This window comes from Marinobacter sp. MA (assembly GCF_048298425.1).
Classification (GTDB): Bacteria; Pseudomonadota; Gammaproteobacteria; order Pseudomonadales; family Oleiphilaceae; genus Marinobacter; species Marinobacter salsuginis.
This window is the reverse complement of the sequence record NZ_CP103058.1, coordinates 858,820-878,053: the sequence shown is the minus strand read 5'-3', so window position 1 is coordinate 878,053 and position 19,234 is coordinate 858,820. Positions and strand designations below refer to the sequence as shown.

General features: G+C 57.6%; 21 protein-coding genes. 5 read left to right on the top strand and 16 right to left on the bottom strand.

All coding sequences use genetic code 11. The features are described from left to right. Positions 1-60: 60 nt before the first annotated feature. The gene (ribF, locus tag NUW46_RS04020) at positions 61-1,032 is read right to left on the bottom strand and encodes a bifunctional riboflavin kinase/FAD synthetase (RefSeq protein ID WP_418141416.1); all 972 of its coding nucleotides are present in this window, start codon (positions 1,030-1,032) and stop codon (positions 61-63) included. A gap of 81 nt (positions 1,033-1,113) precedes the next feature. Next, positions 1,114-2,694, bottom strand: a complete 1,581-nt coding sequence (murJ, locus tag NUW46_RS04015) for a murein biosynthesis integral membrane protein MurJ (RefSeq protein WP_418141415.1) — start codon at positions 2,692-2,694, stop codon at positions 1,114-1,116. 261 nt (positions 2,695-2,955) lie between these two features. Here murJ and rpsT point away from each other — a divergent pair, with 261 nt between their 5' ends. Next, positions 2,956-3,225 carry a 30S ribosomal protein S20 gene (gene rpsT / locus NUW46_RS04010; protein WP_222466572.1) on the top strand — a complete coding sequence of 90 codons (270 nt, stop codon included), beginning with the start codon at positions 2,956-2,958 and terminating at the stop codon, positions 3,223-3,225. A gap of 68 nt (positions 3,226-3,293) precedes the next feature. Here rpsT and proB read toward each other — a convergent pair whose 3' ends face one another. From proB to rplU, 4 genes are all read right to left on the bottom strand, one after another. Continuing rightward, positions 3,294-4,418: a glutamate 5-kinase gene (proB, locus tag NUW46_RS04005; RefSeq protein WP_418141414.1), complete on the bottom strand. Its 1,125-nt coding sequence runs from the start codon at positions 4,416-4,418 to the stop codon at positions 3,294-3,296. Between the two features lie 36 nt (positions 4,419-4,454). Further along, positions 4,455-5,648, bottom strand: coding sequence for an Obg family GTPase CgtA (gene cgtA, locus NUW46_RS04000; protein WP_069185175.1), 1,194 nt, complete (start codon positions 5,646-5,648; stop codon positions 4,455-4,457). Positions 5,649-5,792: 144 nt separating this feature from the next. Beyond that, on the bottom strand, positions 5,793-6,053 hold the full coding sequence (gene rpmA / locus NUW46_RS03995) for a 50S ribosomal protein L27 (RefSeq protein ID WP_008170742.1): 261 nt from the start codon (positions 6,051-6,053) through the stop codon (positions 5,793-5,795). A 36-nt stretch (positions 6,054-6,089) separates the two neighbouring features. Next, complete coding sequence (gene rplU / locus NUW46_RS03990; RefSeq protein ID WP_008170744.1) at positions 6,090-6,401, bottom strand: 50S ribosomal protein L21; 312 nt, start codon at positions 6,399-6,401, stop codon at positions 6,090-6,092. A gap of 243 nt (positions 6,402-6,644) precedes the next feature. Here rplU and ispB point away from each other — a divergent pair, with 243 nt between their 5' ends. After that, positions 6,645-7,613, top strand: a complete 969-nt coding sequence (gene ispB / locus NUW46_RS03985; protein WP_412537138.1) for an octaprenyl diphosphate synthase — start codon at positions 6,645-6,647, stop codon at positions 7,611-7,613. Here the strand turns inward: ispB and NUW46_RS03980 are convergent. Next, entirely contained in the window at positions 7,606-8,592 is a 987-nt protein-coding gene (locus tag NUW46_RS03980; protein WP_153634753.1) for a glutathione S-transferase family protein, read from the bottom strand. The two genes, ispB and NUW46_RS03980, sit on opposite strands and share 8 nt — an antisense overlap. Before the next feature lie 115 nt (positions 8,593-8,707). Between NUW46_RS03980 and NUW46_RS03975 the strand changes: the two genes are divergently transcribed. Together NUW46_RS03975 and NUW46_RS03970 are read left to right on the top strand one after the other, a co-directional pair. Continuing rightward, positions 8,708-9,619, top strand: a complete 912-nt coding sequence (locus tag NUW46_RS03975; RefSeq protein WP_153634754.1) for a LysR family transcriptional regulator — start codon at positions 8,708-8,710, stop codon at positions 9,617-9,619. Between the two features lie 116 nt (positions 9,620-9,735). Beyond that, entirely contained in the window at positions 9,736-11,265 is a 1,530-nt protein-coding gene (locus NUW46_RS03970; protein WP_069185171.1) for a WS/DGAT/MGAT family O-acyltransferase, read from the top strand. Positions 11,266-11,301: 36 nt separating this feature from the next. Here the strand turns inward: NUW46_RS03970 and NUW46_RS03965 are convergent, their stop codons facing one another. Beyond that, complete coding sequence (locus tag NUW46_RS03965) at positions 11,302-11,997, bottom strand: DUF2057 family protein (protein ID WP_209398932.1); 696 nt, start codon at positions 11,995-11,997, stop codon at positions 11,302-11,304. Positions 11,998-12,266: 269 nt separating this feature from the next. On the opposite strand from NUW46_RS03965, the gene NUW46_RS03960 reads away from it, so the two are divergent. After that, positions 12,267-12,470: a DUF6316 family protein gene (locus NUW46_RS03960; protein ID WP_069185170.1), complete on the top strand. Its 204-nt coding sequence runs from the start codon at positions 12,267-12,269 to the stop codon at positions 12,468-12,470. Positions 12,471-12,489: 19 nt separating this feature from the next. On the opposite strand, the gene NUW46_RS03955 is transcribed toward NUW46_RS03960, so the two are convergent. The 8 genes from NUW46_RS03955 to glyA form a co-directional block, all read right to left on the bottom strand. After that, complete coding sequence (locus NUW46_RS03955) at positions 12,490-13,017, bottom strand: phosphatidylglycerophosphatase A (protein ID WP_153634757.1); 528 nt, start codon at positions 13,015-13,017, stop codon at positions 12,490-12,492. Next, a complete protein-coding gene (gene thiL, locus NUW46_RS03950; RefSeq protein ID WP_418141413.1) occupies positions 13,014-13,970 on the bottom strand; it encodes a thiamine-phosphate kinase in 957 nt (318 codons plus the stop codon). The genes NUW46_RS03955 and thiL overlap by 4 nt, the downstream gene beginning before the upstream one ends. 3 nt (positions 13,971-13,973) lie before the next feature. After that, positions 13,974-14,450 (bottom strand): transcription antitermination factor NusB, encoded by a 477-nt coding sequence (gene nusB, locus NUW46_RS03945; protein WP_069185167.1) that lies wholly within the window; start codon positions 14,448-14,450, stop codon positions 13,974-13,976. Beyond that, entirely contained in the window at positions 14,450-14,926 is a 477-nt protein-coding gene (gene ribE / locus NUW46_RS03940) for a 6,7-dimethyl-8-ribityllumazine synthase (RefSeq protein WP_069185166.1), read from the bottom strand. The genes nusB and ribE overlap by 1 nt, the downstream gene beginning before the upstream one ends. 47 nt (positions 14,927-14,973) lie before the next feature. Continuing rightward, positions 14,974-16,089 carry a bifunctional 3,4-dihydroxy-2-butanone-4-phosphate synthase/GTP cyclohydrolase II gene (ribBA, locus tag NUW46_RS03935; protein ID WP_069185165.1) on the bottom strand — a complete coding sequence of 372 codons (1,116 nt, stop codon included), beginning with the start codon at positions 16,087-16,089 and terminating at the stop codon, positions 14,974-14,976. A gap of 64 nt (positions 16,090-16,153) precedes the next feature. After that, on the bottom strand, positions 16,154-17,269 hold the full coding sequence (gene ribD, locus NUW46_RS03930) for a bifunctional diaminohydroxyphosphoribosylaminopyrimidine deaminase/5-amino-6-(5-phosphoribosylamino)uracil reductase RibD (RefSeq protein ID WP_153634759.1): 1,116 nt from the start codon (positions 17,267-17,269) through the stop codon (positions 16,154-16,156). Next, on the bottom strand, positions 17,266-17,784 hold the full coding sequence (nrdR, locus tag NUW46_RS03925; RefSeq protein ID WP_418141412.1) for a transcriptional regulator NrdR: 519 nt from the start codon (positions 17,782-17,784) through the stop codon (positions 17,266-17,268). The genes ribD and nrdR overlap by 4 nt, the downstream gene beginning before the upstream one ends. A 77-nt stretch (positions 17,785-17,861) precedes the next feature. Beyond that, entirely contained in the window at positions 17,862-19,115 is a 1,254-nt protein-coding gene (gene glyA, locus NUW46_RS03920; protein ID WP_069185163.1) for a serine hydroxymethyltransferase, read from the bottom strand. Positions 19,116-19,234: the final 119 nt, after the last annotated feature.

The following is a 19,234-nucleotide window of genomic DNA, read 5'->3' as shown; positions in this document are numbered from 1 at the left end:
CTCTTTTGGTCTTGGTCAGTTTTGGTCGATCATTAATTCGTTGGGGCGCAGCCGGGCGTTTCAATCCGCGCTTTTCACAGAGCCGTTTTCGGCAATCCACGCTCGGGCGTGATCAAAATCCCGGGCAATCTGATCTTTCAGCTCATACACAGAGCCGAACTTTTCCTCATTCCGCAGGCCGTGGCGGAACACCACTTCCAGATGCTGCCCATAAAGTGTGCCAGCAAAGTCAAACAGGTGCACTTCCAGCGAAGGCCGCTTACCGTCCACGGTCGGGCGCACACCAATGTTGGCGACACCATCGAATCGGGCACCGTTATCCAGGGTGGCGGCAACCACATAGACGCCGCGCAGGGCAGGCGTCCGGTGCAGCAGGATATTCGCAGTCGGCGCACCGATCTGCCGCCCGAGTTGACGGCCATACACTACCCTGCCCCGAATTCGATAGGGGTGTCCCAACAGCGATTCGGCTTTCTCAAGGCCATTCACAGTGAGTAAATCCCGGACACGGGTACTGCTTACTCGTTCGCCGTCGACGGTCACTGTAAGAGTATTTTCAACGGTAAACCCGGCGTCGTTGCCAACTTTTTCAAGCAATGCAAAATCGCCCGCGCGATCGCAGCCAAATCGAAAATCGTCTCCCACCACAAGGTGCCGGACAGCCAGCCCCCGGATAAGAACATCATCAATAAATCCCATGGCTGAATAGCTGCGAAACGCCTGATTAAAGCGCAGGCACAACACGATATCGATGCCTTCCGCCAGCAGGGCCTCGAACTTCTGGCGGAACCCCATCAGCCTGGGCGGCGCTTCTGCGTCCTGAAAAAACTCCCGGGGCTGGGGCTCGAAGATCATCACCACCGAGGGCACGCCCAGAGCGTCCGCCTTGCTTTTGACCTGATCAATGATGGTCTTGTGCCCGAGATGCACGCCATCGAAGTTACCGATGGTGGCCACACATCCTCTGGCGAGCGGTGAATCCTCGCGACGGGAAAGCATTTTCAGGTTGGTCAGGCCCCGGATCAGACGCATGCAATGCGAACCTTCAATTGCCAGCTAGCTTTCAGCGCTCACTATTATTACAACGCTGGTGAGAAAACGCGCGATTATACCTTACCTCTGGCGGAAATGTCTTACCCGAACCCCGGCCAGGGCCAGTGCAACGAAGTAGACGGCTACGCCTGCCCCCACCAGCAACGCCATATCCGCTGCGCGCTGATAACCGCCGTTTGCCAGCCACACCGACACCGGTGCGTTAAGCCAGATAATGACGGCTGCCAGCGCACCGTTGGCAAAAAGAAGCTGCAGCAGGAAACGCGGCCAGCCAGACTGGCTCTGCCAGGCCCCTTCCTTGCGCAGCCCCCGCCACAAAAGATAGCCATTGAGCCAGGCCGACAGTGAGGTTGCCAGTGCCAGACCGGCGTGAGCCAGGGGAAATATCAGAATCAGGTTGAACACCATGTTTGCCACCATGGCAATGATGCCGATCTTGACCGGCGTCTTGGTATCCTCCCTCGCGAAAAACCCGGGGGCCAGAACCTTGATCAGCATGAACGCCAGCAAGCCTGCGGAATAGGCCCTCAAGCTCTGGGCCGACATGGCCACGTCCCGGTCGGTAACGGCGCCATAGTGGAACAGGGTGGCAATCAGCGGCTCGGCCAACAATGCAAGCGCCAGGGCAGCCGGCAGGCCAATCAACAGAACCGCCCGAACCGCCCAGTCCAGGGTGGCCGCAAACTGGTCTGCTGATGCTGCTGCATGCTTACGGGAAAGGCTCGGCAGAATCACCGTCGCAATGGCTATGCCGAATACTCCGAGGGGAAGTTCCGACAGCCGATCAGAGTAATACAACCAGGAAACGCTGCCGGTCTGGAGAAAGGACGCCAGAACCGTATCGAGCAGAAGGTTGATCTGGCTGACCGAGACCCCGAACAGCGCAGGTGCCATCAGCTTGAGGATCCGGATCACACCCTCGTGGCGATAGTCCACGCGAGGTCTGGGCAAAAGACCCAACCGCATAAGAAACGGCAACTGGAAAAACAATTGCAGGGCCCCGGCAATGAAAACACCCCAGGCCAGGGCCATCACCGGCTCCTCCATCAACGGCGTTAGCCAGATAGCCGCCGCAATCATCGCCAGATTGAGAAGCACCGGCGTAAATGCCGGCACAGCAAATCGATCGTAGCTGTTGAGAATGCCTCCCGCGAAGGCGGTCAGGGATATCAGTAACAGATAAGGAAAGGTGATGCGCAACATCTCGCTGGTCAGCGCAAACTTCACCTCATCATCCAGGAAGCCGGGAGCAAAGACTGCAGTCAGAACCGGCGCCCCGAGAATGGCCACCAGCGTGACGCCCAGCAGCACCAGACCGAGGGAGCCTGCCACCGCATTGACCAGTCGCTGGACATCCGAGAGCGACTGATTCTCCCGGTAGGATGACAATACCGGCACAAAAGCCTGGGAAAAGGCACCCTCGGCAAATAGCCGGCGCAGGAAATTCGGGATCTTGAAGGCAACGAAAAAGGCATCGGCCCCGGCACCCGCACCGAAATAGCGGGCGATGACCATATCCCGCACCAGGCCCAACACCCGGGAGAGCATGGTCATGATGCCCACAACACCCGACGACCTGAGCAGGCCGGGCGCCTTGGGTAATGTCTTCTGTTCGGGTGTTGATTCAGGTTCCGACGACATGCAGGCCCTTGTCTGGCATTCTGGACATCCTTTTGGCGCGGGTATTTCGGGAATTACCTGCTTCCCGGTCTAGCCCGCGTTCAGTGAGCCGCGAGTTTACCACAGGCCTTCTGTGTCGGGGCATGAAATGGGTTTTAGCCTTGACATTTGAAGGTTTGAGCGGCATAGTTCCGCGTCATTTATTTCGACGCGCTGGTTTTGGCGCGCCCGCGATGTAACGAATCATTCAGCAACGAATTTGAGATTTTCAGGAGTTTTACGGTGGCAAATTCCCCGCAAGCCAAGAAGCGCGCACGTCAGAACGAGAAGAACCGCAAGCACAATGCCAGCCTGCGTTCAATGGCTCGTACTTACATGAAAAAGATCCAGTCCAAGATCGAAGCCGGCAACTACGAAGAAGCCCAGGCCGCTTTCCAGCAGGCTCAGCCGATTCTGGACAGCATGGTCAACAAAGGCATCTTCGCGAAGAACAAGGTTGCTCGCCATAAGAGCCGCCTGAGCGCCAAGATCAAGGCACTGAAGAGCGCCTGATTCGCTCGATGCAGGTACAAAAAACCGGCCAAACGGCCGGTTTTTTTATGGGTTAGCGATTATTACGCTTAAACAATCACCAGATTGTCCCGATGGATCATCTCCTCGCCTGACATATAACCCAGAATCTCGGTAATCCGGTCACTGGACCGGCCCGCAATGGCCCTGGCTTCATCGGCATCGTAGTTCACCAGTCCCCGGGCGATTTCACGGCCACTCTGATCGAAGCAGGACACCATCTCCCCACGCCGAAACTGCCCGACCACGCCCTTGACCCCAACCGGCAGAAGGCTGCGACCTCCCAGACAGAGCACTTTCACAGCACCATCATCCAGCGTCAGCCTGCCCCGGGTCTGCAGATGACTGGCGAGCCACTGCTTTCGGGCAGCAATCCGGCCCTGCTCCGGCAACAACAAGGTGCCGATTACATCGCCCTGCCTCAACCGGCCAATCACACCCTCGATTCGGCCACCGACGATCACAGTAAAAGCCCCGGACCTTGCCGCAAGCCGTGCCGCCCGCAACTTGGTCTGCATGCCACCGCGACCTAGAACTCCAGCGCCACCACCGGCCATGGCGTCCAGTTCGCGGTCTTCGGCCCGCCGCTCCGTCACCAGGCGGGCGTCCGAATGCTTCCTCGGATCCTTGTCAAACAGACCCAGCTGGTCGGTCAGGATAATCAGGCCGTCCGCCTCAATCAGATTGGCAACCAGCGCCCCAAGGGTGTCGTTGTCGCCAAACCGAATCTCATCGGTAACAACGGTATCGTTTTCATTGACGATTGGCACTACACCAAAGTTCAGCAAGGCGCGCAGTGTGCCTCGGCCGTTCAGATATCGCTTACGGTCCGACAGATCATCATGGGTCAGCAAAATCTGCGCAGTATGGATGTCGTGCCGCTTGAACTGGGCTTCCCACGTCTGCACCAGCCCCATCTGACCAACAGCTGCAGCGGCTTGAAGCTCATGAAGCTGCTCGGGCCGAACCGTCCAGCCCAGACGACTCATCCCTTCCGCGACGGAACCAGAGGAAACAATCACCACCTCCACGCCGTCTTCAATCAGCTCTGCAATTTGATCCACCCACAAACCCAGGGCCGCCACATCCAGGCCACGGCCATCGTTGGTCAGCAAGGCGCTTCCGATCTTGATAACCAGGCGTCGGGCCTGGCGCAGCTGTAGGCGTTCAGTCATGGTGCTTGAGCGATCTCTCTGGTATCAGTCCTTCGTTTACTCCGGGGCGTAGACCACTTCGACGTCATAATCATCGTCGTCAAAGTCGTCGTCATCGTCCTCTTCGCGGGCCGCGCGGCGTGCCTTGCGCTCGGCCTCAATACGGGCGCGAGCTTCGTCGTCCATCTGCCGGCGCCGCTCGGCTTCCCGCTCGGCAAATTCCGGATTCTGGGCCTCTTCCTCAGCCTGCTCTTCGATCCAGCGCATAACGGCCTGAGCCAGAGACTTGGTGCCCTCGCCACTGAGCGCAGAGATCCAGAAAACCGGCCCTTCCCATCCGAGCTCATCAACAATGGCCTGACAGTGAGCATCGCGATCCTCTTCTGCCACCATGTCGACCTTGTTCAGCACGAGCCATCTCGGACGGTTGGCCAGAGTTTCGCTGAACTTCTCAAGCTCATGCTCGATCGCTCTAACCGCATCGGCGGGCGACGAGCCATCGTACGGTGCCACATCCACAAGGTGCAGCAGTAGCCGGGTGCGCACGAGATGCTTCAGGAAGCGGATACCCAGGCCGGCACCTTCGGCGGCACCTTCAATCAGACCCGGAATATCGGCAATCACGAAACTCTGGTGCGCCTGCACGCTAACCACACCAAGATTGGGTACCAGCGTGGTAAAGGGATAATCCGCAACCTTCGGGCGGGCTGCCGACACCGAACGGATAAAGGTGGACTTGCCGGCATTGGGCATGCCCAGCAAACCCACGTCTGCCAGCACTTTCAGCTCCAGCCTCAGGTTACGCAGCTCGCCCTCAGAGCCTTTGGTAGTCTGGCGGGGGGCGCGATTCACTGAGGATTTGAAGCGGGTGTTGCCAAGACCATGAAACCCGCCCTGAGCCACCTTAAGGCGCTGGCCGGCGTAAGTCAGATCCCCCAGGACCTCATGGGTATCCATATCAACAACCGTGGTACCAACGGGAACCGGCAAAACCAGATCCTGACCCTTGTTGCCAGTGCAGTTACGACCGGCGCCCGGCTCACCATTCTGGGCCTTGTGCTTGCGCTGGAACCGATAGTCGATCAGCGTGTTCAGCGACTCCTCGGCTTCCAGATATACGGAACCACCATCGCCCCCGTCGCCACCGTCGGGGCCACCCTTGGGAACGTATTTTTCACGTCGAAAGCTCAGACAGCCGTGACCGCCCTTGCCGGCTTCCACAATGATGGTGGCTTCGTCTACGAATTTCATGAATCAACCCTTTGCGCCATGCGCATAAACTAAAAAGCCCCGCAGCCTCTAGGAAGCTTTGCGGGGCTCCGGATGGCTATGATTCCCTGATGATATCAGGATATCAGCGCCACCCAAGGTTCGACAGAACCGGATCGCCGCTGCTTACGCAGCCGGAACGATGCTCACGAACTTGCGGCTCTGCGGGCCTTTGGTTTCGAACTTCACCTGGCCGTCTGCTTTCGCAAACAGGGTGTGGTCCTTACCAATGCCAACATTGCTACCAGCGTGGAAACGGGTGCCACGCTGACGGATGATGATGCTGCCTGCAGATACAGTCTCGCCGCCAAAGCGCTTCACACCAAGTCGTTTCGACTCGGAATCGCGACCGTTACGGGTACTACCTGCTGCCTTTTTATGAGCCATTACCAGCCTCCTTATTTAAGGGGTAATTCGAGAGCCTCAGCCCTTGATACCCGTGATCTTGACTTCAGTAAACCACTGACGGTGGCCCTGACGCTTCATGTGATGCTTACGACGACGGAACTTGATGATCTGAACCTTGTCGTGACGGCCGTGGCTAACCACTTCTGCAGTCACTTTGGCACCATCAACTACCGGCGCGCCTACCTGAACCTTGTCACCGTCGGCGATCAGCAGAACGCGATCAAACTCAACGTTGCCACCGGTTTCAACTTCCAGCTTTTCCAGCTTCAGGGTTTCGCCTTCTTTTACACGGTGCTGCTTACCACCGCTAACAATAACTGCGTACATTCACTCGCTCTCCACGATTGACCCATCCCTGCTCTTATCCACCTGGTTCTAAGGGAGGCGCTCTGGCGACCCTATAGCAGGGAGCGCAGGTTGGGATGAGTTGGGCGCGTGATTGTACGAAAAGACGCACCTCAACACAAGCCAAGTTGACACTACCTTCGGCAATACCTAGCATTGCCGCGACCTGCCTTTAATATCAATGATCGCAACGGCGATAACACCAGCAAGGGATCCAAAAGCCGCATGACAGCCCAGCGCATTTACGACACCGTGGCCGACGACTTCAGCCGCGTTAATGACCTGATCATCCAGCGGCTTTCCTCCGATGTTCCTCTGGTAGAGAAAATAGCCCAGTACATCATCGAAAGCGGCGGTAAGCGCCTGAGACCATTACTGGTTCTGCTTTCCAGCCAGGCCGCCGGCTACAATAAAGACGATCATTTGAAACTTGCCGCCGTGATTGAATTCCTGCACACCGCCACCCTGCTGCACGACGATGTGGTGGACACCTCGGACATGCGCCGGGGCCGGAGCACCGCCAACGCCCGCTGGGGCAACGCGCCAAGTGTACTGGTAGGTGATTTCCTCTATGCCCGGGCGTTCGAGATGATGGTGGAGCTAAAAAGCCTGCGAATTATGGACGTATTGTCCCACGCCACGGCGGTAATCGCCGAAGGCGAGGTCATGCAGCTAATGAACGTGAAAAACCCGGATCTGACCGAAGAGCAGTACATGAAGGTCATCCACAACAAGACCGCCATGCTGTTCGAAGCCGCCTCTCACACCGGCGCGTTGCTTGCCGAGGCCAGTGACGAGCAGGAACTAAGCCTGAAAAACTACGGCAAGTACCTGGGCCTGGCGTTCCAGCTAGTCGACGATGTCCTGGATTACCGGGGCGACGCCGAAGCCATGGGCAAAAACGTTGGCGACGATCTGGCGGAAGGCAAAACGACCTTGCCGCTGATCCACGCCATGGCCCATGGAACAGAGGATGAGCGGCAGTTGATCCGCCAGGCGATTCGCAAGGGCGGCCTGGACAATCTGCCACGCATCCTCGAGATCGTTGAGCGCTCAGGCGCCATCGAATACACCATGAGCAAGGCCCGGGAGCAGGCAGACCTGGCGAAAGCCTGCCTTCAATCCCTACCCGACTCCGGCCATAAAATGGCCATGGAACTGCTGACCGAAGTCGCCGTTGCCAGGGTTAGCTGAGCGACTCACGACCGTGAGGTGAATCGAAGTCCAGTTTCGGCCCGACCGGCACGATCTGAGTCGGGTTGATGGTTCTCTGGCTCACATAGTAATGGCGTTTGATCTGATCGATATCGACAGTCTCCGCCACACCCGGCACCTGGTAGAGATCCCGAACGTAGGCAGAAAGCGCCGGGAAATCACTGATACGCTGTCGGTTACACTTGAAGTGGCTGTAATACACCGCATCGAACCGGATCAACGTAGTGAACAGACGCCAGTCTGCCTCCGTTAAACGGCCACCCACGAGATACCGTTTTCCAGACAATCGCTCTTCAAGCCAGTCGAGGGAATCGAACAACGCGTTGTAGGCTTCCTCGTATTTATCCTGCGCTGTAGCAAAGCCCGCCTTGTAAACGCCATTGTTAACCGTGTCATACACCCGGGTATTTACCTCATCAATCTCCCCTTGTAACTCCCTGGGGTAGAAATCCAAGTCAGCGCGAACATCTTCGAGACCATCAAACGCCGAATTAAACATGCGGATAATCTCGGCGGATTCATTGCTCGCAATTGTCTGCTTCTTTTTGTCCCACAGCGTTGGCACCGTCACCCGCCCGGTATACTCTGGGGCCGCCTTGGTATAAACCTGGTGCATGAAGCGGAAGTCATGCAGATGATCCCGATGCTGCTCGCTGTCCGGCCGAAACTCCCAGCCGTTTTCCACCATGTCCGGGTGCACCACGGAAACTGAAATGTGCTTTTCCAGCCCCTTGAGCTTTCGGAAGATCAATGTGCGATGTGCCCAGGGACAGGCCATCGATACATACAGGTGATAACGACCGGACTCGGCCTTGAAGCCACCCTCGCCTTCCGGCCCCGGCGAGCCGTCGGCGGTCACCCAGTTACGGAAGCGGGCCGCCTCCCGTTCAAATTTGCCACCGGTCTTGTCGGTGTCATACCACTTGTCGTGCCATTTGCCATCAATCAGCAGGCCCATATAGCCCTCCCGTTAAAATTCCTGAACATGATGAAATCAATACGGGCAGAATACCGGGGACCCTGCTACGCTCTCAAACAAGCATTTCTGGCCAACAACCTCAGATAATTCGAACATGCATACAGCCATCACCATAGACGCCCTCAAAGTCCTTGACGCCATTGACCGCAAAGGCAGTTTCGCCGGGGCCGCTAACGAACTGTTCCGGGTTCCCTCCGCCATCAGCTACACCGTGCAGAAACTGGAAGAAGACCTGAACGTGGCCATCTACGACCGCACCGGACATCGCGCTCGACTGACGCCGGCCGGCCGATACCTTCTGGAGGAGGGCCGCACCCTCCTGGAAGCGGCAGAAAACCTGGCTCACACCACCCGCCAGGTCGCCCAAGGCTGGGAAACGCGTCTACGAATCGGTTTCAACTCGCTGCTGCCAGCAGAATGCCTGTTTCCGACAATCCAGGAATTCTATGAGCTGGGCGTGCCGGTGGATGTGCAAATCGTGGAGGAGGTTTTCGCCGGCACCTGGGATGCGCTACAAAGCCGAAGAGTGGACCTGATCATTGGTGCCGATAATTTCAGCAAGCCTGCCGGAAACTACACTACAAAGCCGCTGGGAGACATGCCCTTTGTCTTTGCGGTTGCCACGGATCATCCCCTGGCTGATGCCGACACGCCGCTTTCCGAGGAAGACATCTCCCGTTTTCCCGCAGCCGTGGCGGCAGACACTTCACGTTCATTACCACCGGGACATGCCGGCATATTTCACAGGCAACGGACCCTGACCGTCGCCAACATTGATCAGAAGATCGCCATTCAGGTGGCCGGTCTTGGCGTGGGTTGGTTACCGAGGGCAAGAATCAGTAAAGAGCTGGAAGAAGGGAAACTGATCATCAAAGAGGTCCAGGAATCACGCCAACCGATAACGCTCCATATAGCCAGGCATGCCGAGGATCAGGGCAAGGCTTTGATGTGGTTCTGGGAGCGGCTCAGCGCGAATGGCGCCATCGGAAACTGGCTAACAGGCTGAAAATAAAGAAAATGATATGACTTAAACTTGGAATAAAGTCAGGCAAATGAGTCAACCGCTTGCCAGCACACTTCGTTTATACTGCAGCTGAAACCAACGCCGAAGGGAGCTCTCTGATGCGGCAACTGTCGGAACTGGATGCCTCTTTCCTGTACCTGGAATCGGAAACAACACCGATGCACATCGGCGGCATCTATCTCTTCGATGCCAGCGAGCGGGAAAAGCCACTGGCCTTCAGTACCTTTGTCGCTTACCTTAGAAGCCGCCTGCATGTCGTGCCGGTATTTCGTCAGCGCCTGAAAGAGATTCCCTTTCGCCTGGGCCGGCCTTACTGGATTGACGACCCGGATTTCAGCATTGAACGCCACCTTGCCTACGTCAATCTGGGCGAACATGGCCGTAAGGCAAGCTTGATGACCCTGGCCTCCCGGATTCTGGAAGAGCCCTTAAAGAGGGATCGCCCCCTCTGGCACATCACCTTCGTAGACGGCTTCAAACTGGACGATGAAAACACCGGCAGCGAAGGCTTTGCACTGATCGTCAAACTGCATCACGCCGCCATTGACGCCTTCAGCGGCGAAGAAATAATCGGCAAGCTTCTTGAGTACACCCCCCAGCCCAGCCCGATCGCTCCGCCGCGGCCCTGGCAGCCGAGACCTGAACCGTCCGAAGAGCGTGTAGTACTGCAGGCCGGCGCGAACATCATACGAACACCTCTGCAATTCACCTCTCTGGCCTTCAACGCCGCCGAGGCCACAGCCCGCGGTCTGATCCAGAAACAACTGCGCAAACTACCGCTACCTTTGCCGCTGTTCTCGGCCCCACACAGCCCCTTCAACCGCCAGATTACAGCAAACCGACAGATCGTTTCGGCCAGCGTGGAGCTTTCCAGATTGAAAGCGATCAAAGCATTCCTCGGTGATGTAACCCTGAACGATGTTGTTCTGGGTTTGTGTGCCGAAGCCCTGAAACGCTATCTGATCAGCGAAGGCGCCAACGCCGAAAAGTCACTGGTGGCAATGACACCGATTTCGGTGCGTTCCAACAGTTTGCGCCGGGCAACCGGGAACCAGATGTCCGCCATGCTGCTGGATCTGGCAACCAATGAAACCAATCCTGCCCACCGGATTCGACGGATTCACTGGAATGCGGTTGCCTCCGAACCTTACCGGGAGGCCATTGCCGCGGATCGGCTTACGGAGCTCCTGCCATCCACCATGCTGGCACTATCAGCGAGACTTTACTCGGAATTGCAGATTGCCCAGCGCTACCAGCCAGTATTCAACCTCCCCATCACCAACGTTCCGGGGCCGCAGGTGCCACTTTACCTACAGGGCGCACGACTGGTTCAGCAGTACAACACGGCGCCGCTGTTCGACAGCATGGGACTGGTTATTGTTGCGGTAAGCTATGAAGGAAGACTGACCCTCAATTTCACCAGCTGTCCAGACGTGGTGGCACATGGGGAGTCCCTGCAAGCTCACGTGGCTGAAAGCCTCAGCGCCATCGAATCGGCCATGCAACAGCTCGGGGCCGAGGATGCCAAAGAGCCCATTGCCGCCTCGCCAACACAGACCCTGGCGGATGATGCGATGAACGCGATGGAGGGACTTCTGAAGAAGGCCTTTAAACGCTTCCGGGCCTGAACAGGCAGGCCCGGAAACGTTCAGGCAAGGATTCGATTATTCGAAGGCCCAACGAAGAAACGCCTTCTTTTCCTCGTCACTCGCTGTTTCCCAAATGGATTTGAGCTGTTCAAGTGCATTGTCGCCGTTTGCAGGAGCGATCTCGGAAGTAGACGCCGGGATCGGCGTACGGGAGGTTGTCATCTGCTCTTTCGGATCCCAAACGGTGGAAGTCGCCACGGCTGCTCCCGCCGAAGAGACAATCTGGGCGGAAAATTCCGGCATTTCTTCTTCAGCTTCCTGGCGTGACTCCGGCTGATCGAACTTGAACCGATAAGTCTCACCGGCTGCGGCCTCGAAGCGAGCAACCTGGGGCTCGCTCTCAATCACGTGAACTTTCGATTCCCCGTTTCTGACCACAGTGCTTTTCGCCCAGATAGTCTTGTAGACAAACACAACCTCGTTTTCGCCTGGAAGCAAGGCGTAGTCTAGGGCCAGGTCATCCATCAGGAAGTTGGTCATGACGCGACCGTTCACCCGGGTCACGCGGATTTCACCGGGTGTTTGCAAAGTAGCGGCGTTAGACGCGGCCGCAGGATTGCCTTCCCAGGTTTCAACGACGCTGACACTGGAAGCACATCCCACCAGAGACACTACGAGCACGGCAGCCAGCCCGGCACGCAAACAAGTTACGCCTCGACGACAGCGCTGTCCTGTGGATTGGAAAACACGGATCAGATAAGAAATGTTCATTAAGTCTCCTTGGCATGAGGATGGATATAACATCAGGCTGGCGCCAGTTTTTTAGCATTCTGACGAGTGCATCTGACAAGGGCAAGACAACGGCGGGCTTTACCATCGCATTCTGGATTTTTCACTGATGATCCCGAGTGAGACGCAACCCGTAAAATTGTAAAAAAATGTTGAATTCGCCCTGAATTGGGTTAATTTTAAACAGATCGGCAGATATTAACGCGGCGCCCGAAAAGCAAGAGCGAAAAGCGGGCAGTACAGGAGATGCCATGGACACCCAACGCAGGACCGGAGAAGAAGGGCCGGTTCCCTTTCGCAGCAGTCGATTCTTCTGCGTAGGGAGCAAATGGTACTTCACTACCCGGGAGGGGTTTGATAGTGGCCCGTTTGCTTCCCGGGAGCGAGCGGAGACAGGCCTGAAGCGGTTTCTGCACGTTGTCCGGCTGTTGCCGGAAGAGCAGCAGCTTCACTGACGGGGTCAGTGCTGGCTCGCTAGACCATTACGGGAACGAGCCACACGTCCACTGCCCACAGGCAGGCCAGGGCCATTAAACCGGCGATCACGTCGTCGACCATAATTCCCAGCCCGCCCGGCAGGTGCTGGTCCAGCCAGTTTATGGGCCAGGGTTTGGCGATGTCGAAGAGCCGGAACAGAGCGAAGGCGCCCAGAACCCCGTAAATATTGTCGGGAAACAGTCCCAGAGCAATCCACATCCCGACGAATTCATCCCAGACAATACCGCCATGGTCATGAACCTTCAGGTCTTGGGCCGTCTTTCCGCAAAGCCAGATACCTACGATAAACGCAACCAGGATCACCAGCCAATAACCCACCGGCGGTAACCAGGCGAAACCGTACCAGAGTGGTATGGCTGCCAGACTCCCCCATGTACCGGGTGCCCTCGCGGTTGCGCCGCTGCCAAACCCAAAGGCCAAAAGGTGCACGGGGTTTCGCAAAAAACCGGGTGGCAATATCACTGCCGGCGCCTCGGGCTCCGGAGCTTGACCTTCCTGACTCATGATTTACTCCTGAAATGGTCATACCCCGCTGGCACCGCTTCCAGACCGCAATCAACGCCATCGAGGTACAGGCCCGGCTCGGCAGTAACGGCCCCAATCACGGTAAGCTGGCTCTTCAGTGATTCCGGTGCAGACTCCCAGCTTTCCGGGGCAAAACAGACGCAGAGTTCGTAATCGTCCCCCGAACGCAACGCGTAGTTTAGGGCCTTGCTACCTTTGAGCCGCGAGAGCGCGGCCGAAAGAGGTACTCGATCACTCGCGATCCGGGCACCGACCCTCGATGCGGCAAGAATATGGCCGAGATCAGCCAACAAACCGTCGGAGATATCAATCGCGGCGCTGGCATACCGGCGCACCTCCCCTGCCAGATCTAGCCTTGGCCAGGGCCTATGGTAATGCTCAAGCACTGCGAGGATGTCAGCAGAAGGGGCAGGTTCAGAGAGATAGTCGAGGGCAGCCCCCGCGTTACCCAGGGTGCCCGACACGGCAATCAGATCCCCCGCACGGGCGCCTGAGCGTCGGACCCCGCCCCCCTGCTCTACAGTGCCATGCACCTGCAGGCTCAGAGTGAGCGGCCCGGAGGTTGTATCCCCGCCAGCCAATTGGAGACCGAACGCCTCGCTGGCTCGTCTCAACCCGGCAGAGAAATCTTCAAGCCACTGCTCATCCACGGCTGGCAGCGTCAGCGCAAGCGTGAAGCTCTCCGGGTCGGCGCCCATGGCAGCAAGATCACTGGCTGCGACAGCGAGAGCACGCCAACCCAGGTAATCCGGGCGATAATTTCGGGGAAAATGGACACCCTCCACGAGAGCATCCACGGAAAAGACAAGATCCCGGCCAGCGGGAATCCGCTGAATCGCGCAATCATCCCCAGGCCCCAGCATCAGAGACCCGGATTCCTGCCGCTCGCCGAGCGGCAAAAAGAAGCGCCGGATCAGCTCGAACTCGCCCATCGCCTAGCGGGCGCGAGTCTCGGCAAGGCGGAGTCGGCCGCTGAGCTTGTCGAGGATGCTGTTGACGAATTTATGGCCCTCGGTGCCACCGAAGCGCTTGGCCATTTCAATGCCTTCGTTGATCACCACCTTGTAGGGCACATCAAGCCGATGCTTGAGCTCATAGGCTCCCAGACGAACAATCGCCAGTTCCACCGGGTCAACCTCGTTGATAGGACGATCAAGGAAAGGCTCGATCAGCTTGTCCAGTTCGCCCTGTTCGCGATGCACACCGCGAAGCAGATCACGGAAATACAGCAGATCGACCTTGCTCATGTCATTGTCGACCATGAACTCGGCTTCAATGTCAGAAATCGCCGTTTTGCTGAAATGACGCTGATAGAGCCCCTGCATAGCAAGGGCCCTGGCACGGCGTCGATCACCGGCTTTTGGTTGGCCGGACGCAGCCGGCTGCGGTGATGTACCTTCAGTTTCGCTCATTACTCACCCAGCTTCTTGAACAGACTGACCATTTCAAGGGCAGTGATCGCGGCTTCCGCACCCTTGTTACCAGCCTTGGTTCCGGAACGCTCGATGGCCTGTTCGATGGAATCCACCGTCAGCACCCCGAAAGTTACCGGCACATCGGTATCAAGACTGACTGCGCCGAGCCCACTGGAGGCCTCGCCAGCAACGTACTCGAAATGGGGCGTGCCACCACGGATGACCGCACCCAGGGCGATAATCGCATCATAATCATTGGTTTCTGCAACGCGCTTGACGGCCAGCGGCATTTCATAAGCCCCCGGAACACGCACAATGGTGACATCCGCATCGGAAATGCCGTGACGACGCAGGGTGTCCAGTGCACCCTCAACCAGGCTTTCCACAACAAAGCCGTTAAAACGGCCCACGACCAGCGCATAACGTCCGCTGCACTCGGTAAAATCACCTTCAATTACTCTGATATCTGCCATTGATGGCTCCTTCACGTGTCGCGGCTTCGAGGCCACGACCGGGTTAATCATTCAGGGGTATAGGGAACGTATTCAACAACTTCCAGATCAAAACCGGAGATCGCCGAGAATTTGATCGGCGGACTCAAAAGACGCATCTTTCCAACACCGATATCCCGGAGAATCTGGGAACCGGTGCCTACTGTGAAGTAGACGCCCGAGCTGCCCTTGCCGGAGGAACCCTTACCCTCATCAAAGAATTCCTGTATCCGGTCTTCCAGGTTGTAGCTGTCCTCGGCGCTGTTCAGGAGAACAACCACACCCTTGCCTTCCTCCGCTACTTTCTCCAGGGCGTGGTGCAGAGGCCAGCTACGGGAGTCCTTGCGGCGGGCGCCCAGAAGATCCCGCAGGGTATCGGTGATGTGAACACGAACAAACGCTGGCTCGTCAGGAGAAATATCCCCCATCAACATGGCCAGATGAGTGGCTCCCTGGATGTTGTCTCTATAGGTTCGAAGCTTGAAGACGCCGTACTCGGTATCCAGGTCGTTCTCTTCCACACACTCTACAGTGCGCTCGTTCATGGTGCGGTAATGAATCAGGTCGGCAATCGTGCCGATCTTCAGATCGTGCTCTTCGGCAAACCGCTCCAGATCTTCCCGGCGGGCCATGGAGCCGTCGTCATTCATAATCTCGCAGATCACACCCGCCGGCTCGCAACCGGCCAGTGCCGCAAGGTCACAGGATGCTTCCGTGTGCCCCGCACGGCTAAGCACGCCGCCGGGATCAGACATCAACGGGAAAATATGGCCAGGCTGGACCAGATCACTGGCCTTGGCATTTCGGGCCACCGCTGCCTGAACCGTGCGAGCCCGATCTGCCGCTGAGATACCAGTCGTCACGCCCTCTGCGGCTTCGATGGAAAGGGTAAACTTGGTCCCGAAACCGGAGGCGTTCTGCTGGACCATCAGCGGCAAACCCAATTGTTCGCAGCGGTTCCGGGTCATGGGCATACAGATCAGGCCGCGCCCAAAACGGGCCATAAAATTGATGGCCTCGGCCGTGCAATGCTCAGCAGCCATCACGAGATCGCCCTCATTCTCGCGATCCTCGTCATCCATCAGTATGACCATTTTGCCCTGACGGATATCTTCAATGATGTCTTCAATGCTGTTCAGTGCCATATGGTTTTGCACCCTTGCGGCGTTCCGGCAAGTGTTGGCTTGCAGAACGTCCTGAGTTTATGGATTACTGGCGGGCCAGGATCAAACGCTGATCCTCACCTACCTGACGTCGGTCCAGAACTTTCCATTGTACTTTATCTGCCATGGTCTCCAGCGGCAGGTGTGCGGTCGGACGCCCCGTGCTGCCGAGGAAAACCGGCGCCTGATAGAGCCAGAGTTCATCGACCAGGTTTTCGCTGATAAATGTGCCAGCCAGAGTGGGCCCCGCTTCAACCAGCAGTTCGTTGATACCAAGCTCGCCTAGCGAATCCAGCAGCTCAGCCAGGTCGATGCCGTTGTCCTTCCAGGCAACGCCGGTAAGACTGATGCCCAGCGCCGCCAGATCCTGTGCCGGCGCGGTCGCCAGTGTTGATGACGCACAGAACACCTGGACGTTACCGCCATGAAGGATCTTCGCCGAACACGGCGTGCGCGCATCCCGGTCTGCAATCACCCGAAGTGGCTGCCTGGACGGTTCCGTCGCGTCGCCAATATCCCCCAGGTCTTCGCGCCGGACTGTCAGGGACGGGTCGTCGGCCAGCACCGTACCCACACCTGTCAGAATCGCATCACTGATCGCTCTCAAGCGCTGAACGTCGCGACGGGCCTCTGTACCGGTTATCCACTGGCTCTCACCGGAAGCCATCGCAGTACGGCCATCAAGGCTCGCGGCCATTTTCAGGCGCACCCAGGGCCGCCCGGTGTTCATCCGCTTCATGAAACCCGGATTCAAGCGCGCAGCTTCTTCCGCCAGCAAACCTTCGGTAACCCGGACACCCGCTTCCCTGAGCATGTCCAGCCCACGACCTGACACCGACGGATTCGGATCCTTGGTTGCGGCGTACACATGAGCAATCCCGGCATCGATCAGCGCTCTGGCACAGGGCGGCGTGCGACCGAAATGGCTGCAGGGCTCCAGTGTTACGTACGCTGTCGCGCCTCGGGCGTCAGTGCCTGCCTGACTCAGAGCGCGAGTTTCGGCGTGGGCCTCTCCGGCACGCTCATGCCAGCCCTCACCAAGCACCAGATCTCCCCGGGCAATGACACAGCCAACTCTGGGATTAGGATGAGTGGAGTACCGACCGCGCCAGGCAAGCTGGACAGCCCGTGCCATCATGGCCCTGTCGCGGTTCTCGATCATGCCTTGCCTTTCGGGGCGTGGTTATCCGCCAGTGCTTTGGCGACATCAACAGCTGCCTCGCCATTGCTTGCCGATAACCTCTCGATTTCTTCCTTGAACTCGTTGATATCCTGGAAGCTGCGATACACCGAAGCGAAGCGGACATAGGCAACTTTGTCCAACTGGCGCAATTCAGTCATGACCTCCTCGCCCAGCTGCATGGATTTTACTTCCCGTTCGCCCATCGCGCGGAGACGGTATTTGATACGATTCAGGGCCGCATCAATCTGTTCAATGCTTACTGGCCGCTTCTCGAGCGCTTTCATCAGACCCGCGCGCAGCTTTTCCTCATCAAATGGCTGCCGGGTGCCATCCTGCTTGACCACCCGTGGCATCACCAGTTCGGCGGACTCAAAGGTCGTAAACCGCTCCCGACAGGACAGGCATTCCCTGCGGCGACGCACCTGATCACCCTCGGCCACCAGCCGGGAGTCGATCACCTTGGTATCTGCTTCACCACAGAAGGGACAATGCATAATCAGGAACTCCGAAGAGGAAGCCGGGCCAACATGTCGGCCCGGCGGGTCATGCCTGTAGTCTAGCTATAAAACGATCAGCCGTAGACGGGGAAACGGGCGCAAAGCGCACCGACCTGCTCGCGAACACGGCTGTTGACCGCCTCGTCGTCCAGGTTATCGAGGATATCGCAGATCCAGCCGGCCAGATCACGACACTCGGACTCACCGAATCCGCGGGTTGTGATCGCCGGGGTGCCAATACGCAGACCGGAAGTGACGAACGGTGACCTGGGATCATTGGGAACCGCGTTCTTGTTCACGGTAATGTGAGCACGACCCAGCGCCGCATCAGCATCTTTACCGGTAATGTCCTGCTTGATCAGGCTGACCAGGAACAGGTGATTCTTCGTGCCACCGGAAACCACGTCGTACCCGCGATCCACAAAAACCTGGGCCATGGCAGAAGCGTTCTTCACAACCTGCTGCTGGTAGGCCTTGAACTCATCGCTCATGGCTTCCTTGAAGCACACGGCCTTGGCGGCAATCACGTGCATCAACGGACCGCCCTGGCCACCCGGGAAGACAGCAGAGTTCAGTTTTTTCTGCAGATCGGCGTCGTCGCAGGCCAGGATCAGACCACCACGGGGACCGCGCAGAGTCTTGTGCGTCGTGGTTGCAACCACGTGAGCGTGGGGAACGGGATCCGGATAAACGCCAGCGGCAACAAGACCAGCTACGTGGGCCATGTCCACAAACAGGTAGGCACCAACCTTGTCCGCAATCTCGCGAAAACGGGCAAAATCCAGCTCCTGTGAATACGCGGAGAAGCCGGCAATGATCATTTTCGGCTTGTGCTCAACAGCCAGCGCTTCCACTTCGTCGTAATCGATCAGGCCGGTTTCCGGGTTCAGGCCGTACTGCACGGCGTGGTAGATCTTGCCGGAAAAGTTCACGCTAGCCCCGTGGGTGAGGTGACCACCGTGGGCAAGGCTCATACCAAGAACAGTGTCACCGGGCTTGAGCAGGGCCATGAAGACAGCAGAGTTGGCTTGGGAACCGGAATGCGGCTGCACGTTAGCGTAGGCAGCACCAAACAGCTCCTTGGCACGCTCAATCGCCAGATCTTCGGCAATATCCACGAACTCGCAGCCGCCGTAATAGCGCTTGCCCGGATAGCCTTCCGCGTACTTGTTGGTCAGCACGCTGCCCTGGGCTTCCATCACCCGAGGGCTGGTATAGTTCTCGGATGCGATCAGCTCGATGTGAGCTTCCTGGCGCTTCTCTTCCGCCTGCATGGCGTTCCAGAGTTCGTCGTCAAAGCCGGCGATTTTCATTTCACGATTAAACATGGATGCGCTGCCTCTGTGTGCTTGGCTGGCCCGGAGAGCTTTGGCACTCCGCAGCCCCCTGAAAAATTGGGCCGCTATTCTATCTTACAAAGGGGTGAAAAATCACCCTCTATACTGTC

Coding starts and splice junctions, on each gene's coding strand:
- ribD (WP_153634759.1), bottom strand. CDS start 17,269: ATGATCGAGAACCGCGACAGGGCCATGATGGCACGGGCTGTCCAGCTT.
- ribF (WP_418141416.1), bottom strand. CDS start 1,032: ATGCGTCTGATCCGGGGCCTGACCAACCTGAAAATGCTTTCCCGTCGC.
- murJ (WP_418141415.1), bottom strand. CDS start 2,694: ATGTCGTCGGAACCTGAATCAACACCCGAACAGAAGACATTACCCAAG.
- NUW46_RS03955 (WP_153634757.1), bottom strand. CDS start 13,017: ATGAGTCAGGAAGGTCAAGCTCCGGAGCCCGAGGCGCCGGCAGTGATA.
- nusB (WP_069185167.1), bottom strand. CDS start 14,450: ATGAGCGAAACTGAAGGTACATCACCGCAGCCGGCTGCGTCCGGCCAA.
- ribBA (WP_069185165.1), bottom strand. CDS start 16,089: ATGGCACTGAACAGCATTGAAGACATCATTGAAGATATCCGTCAGGGC.
- NUW46_RS03975 (WP_153634754.1), top strand. CDS start 8,708: ATGCATACAGCCATCACCATAGACGCCCTCAAAGTCCTTGACGCCATT.
- proB (WP_418141414.1), bottom strand. CDS start 4,418: ATGACTGAACGCCTACAGCTGCGCCAGGCCCGACGCCTGGTTATCAAG.
- thiL (WP_418141413.1), bottom strand. CDS start 13,970: ATGGGCGAGTTCGAGCTGATCCGGCGCTTCTTTTTGCCGCTCGGCGAG.
- cgtA (WP_069185175.1), bottom strand. CDS start 5,648: ATGAAATTCGTAGACGAAGCCACCATCATTGTGGAAGCCGGCAAGGGC.
- NUW46_RS03970 (WP_069185171.1), top strand. CDS start 9,736: ATGCGGCAACTGTCGGAACTGGATGCCTCTTTCCTGTACCTGGAATCG.
- ispB (WP_412537138.1), top strand. CDS start 6,645: ATGACAGCCCAGCGCATTTACGACACCGTGGCCGACGACTTCAGCCGC.
- glyA (WP_069185163.1), bottom strand. CDS start 19,115: ATGTTTAATCGTGAAATGAAAATCGCCGGCTTTGACGACGAACTCTGG.
- rpmA (WP_008170742.1), bottom strand. CDS start 6,053: ATGGCTCATAAAAAGGCAGCAGGTAGTACCCGTAACGGTCGCGATTCC.
- ribE (WP_069185166.1), bottom strand. CDS start 14,926: ATGGCAGATATCAGAGTAATTGAAGGTGATTTTACCGAGTGCAGCGGA.
- nrdR (WP_418141412.1), bottom strand. CDS start 17,784: ATGCATTGTCCCTTCTGTGGTGAAGCAGATACCAAGGTGATCGACTCC.
- NUW46_RS03980 (WP_153634753.1), bottom strand. CDS start 8,592: ATGGGCCTGCTGATTGATGGCAAATGGCACGACAAGTGGTATGACACC.
- rplU (WP_008170744.1), bottom strand. CDS start 6,401: ATGTACGCAGTTATTGTTAGCGGTGGTAAGCAGCACCGTGTAAAAGAA.
- NUW46_RS03965 (WP_209398932.1), bottom strand. CDS start 11,997: ATGAACATTTCTTATCTGATCCGTGTTTTCCAATCCACAGGACAGCGC.
- NUW46_RS03960 (WP_069185170.1), top strand. CDS start 12,267: ATGGACACCCAACGCAGGACCGGAGAAGAAGGGCCGGTTCCCTTTCGC.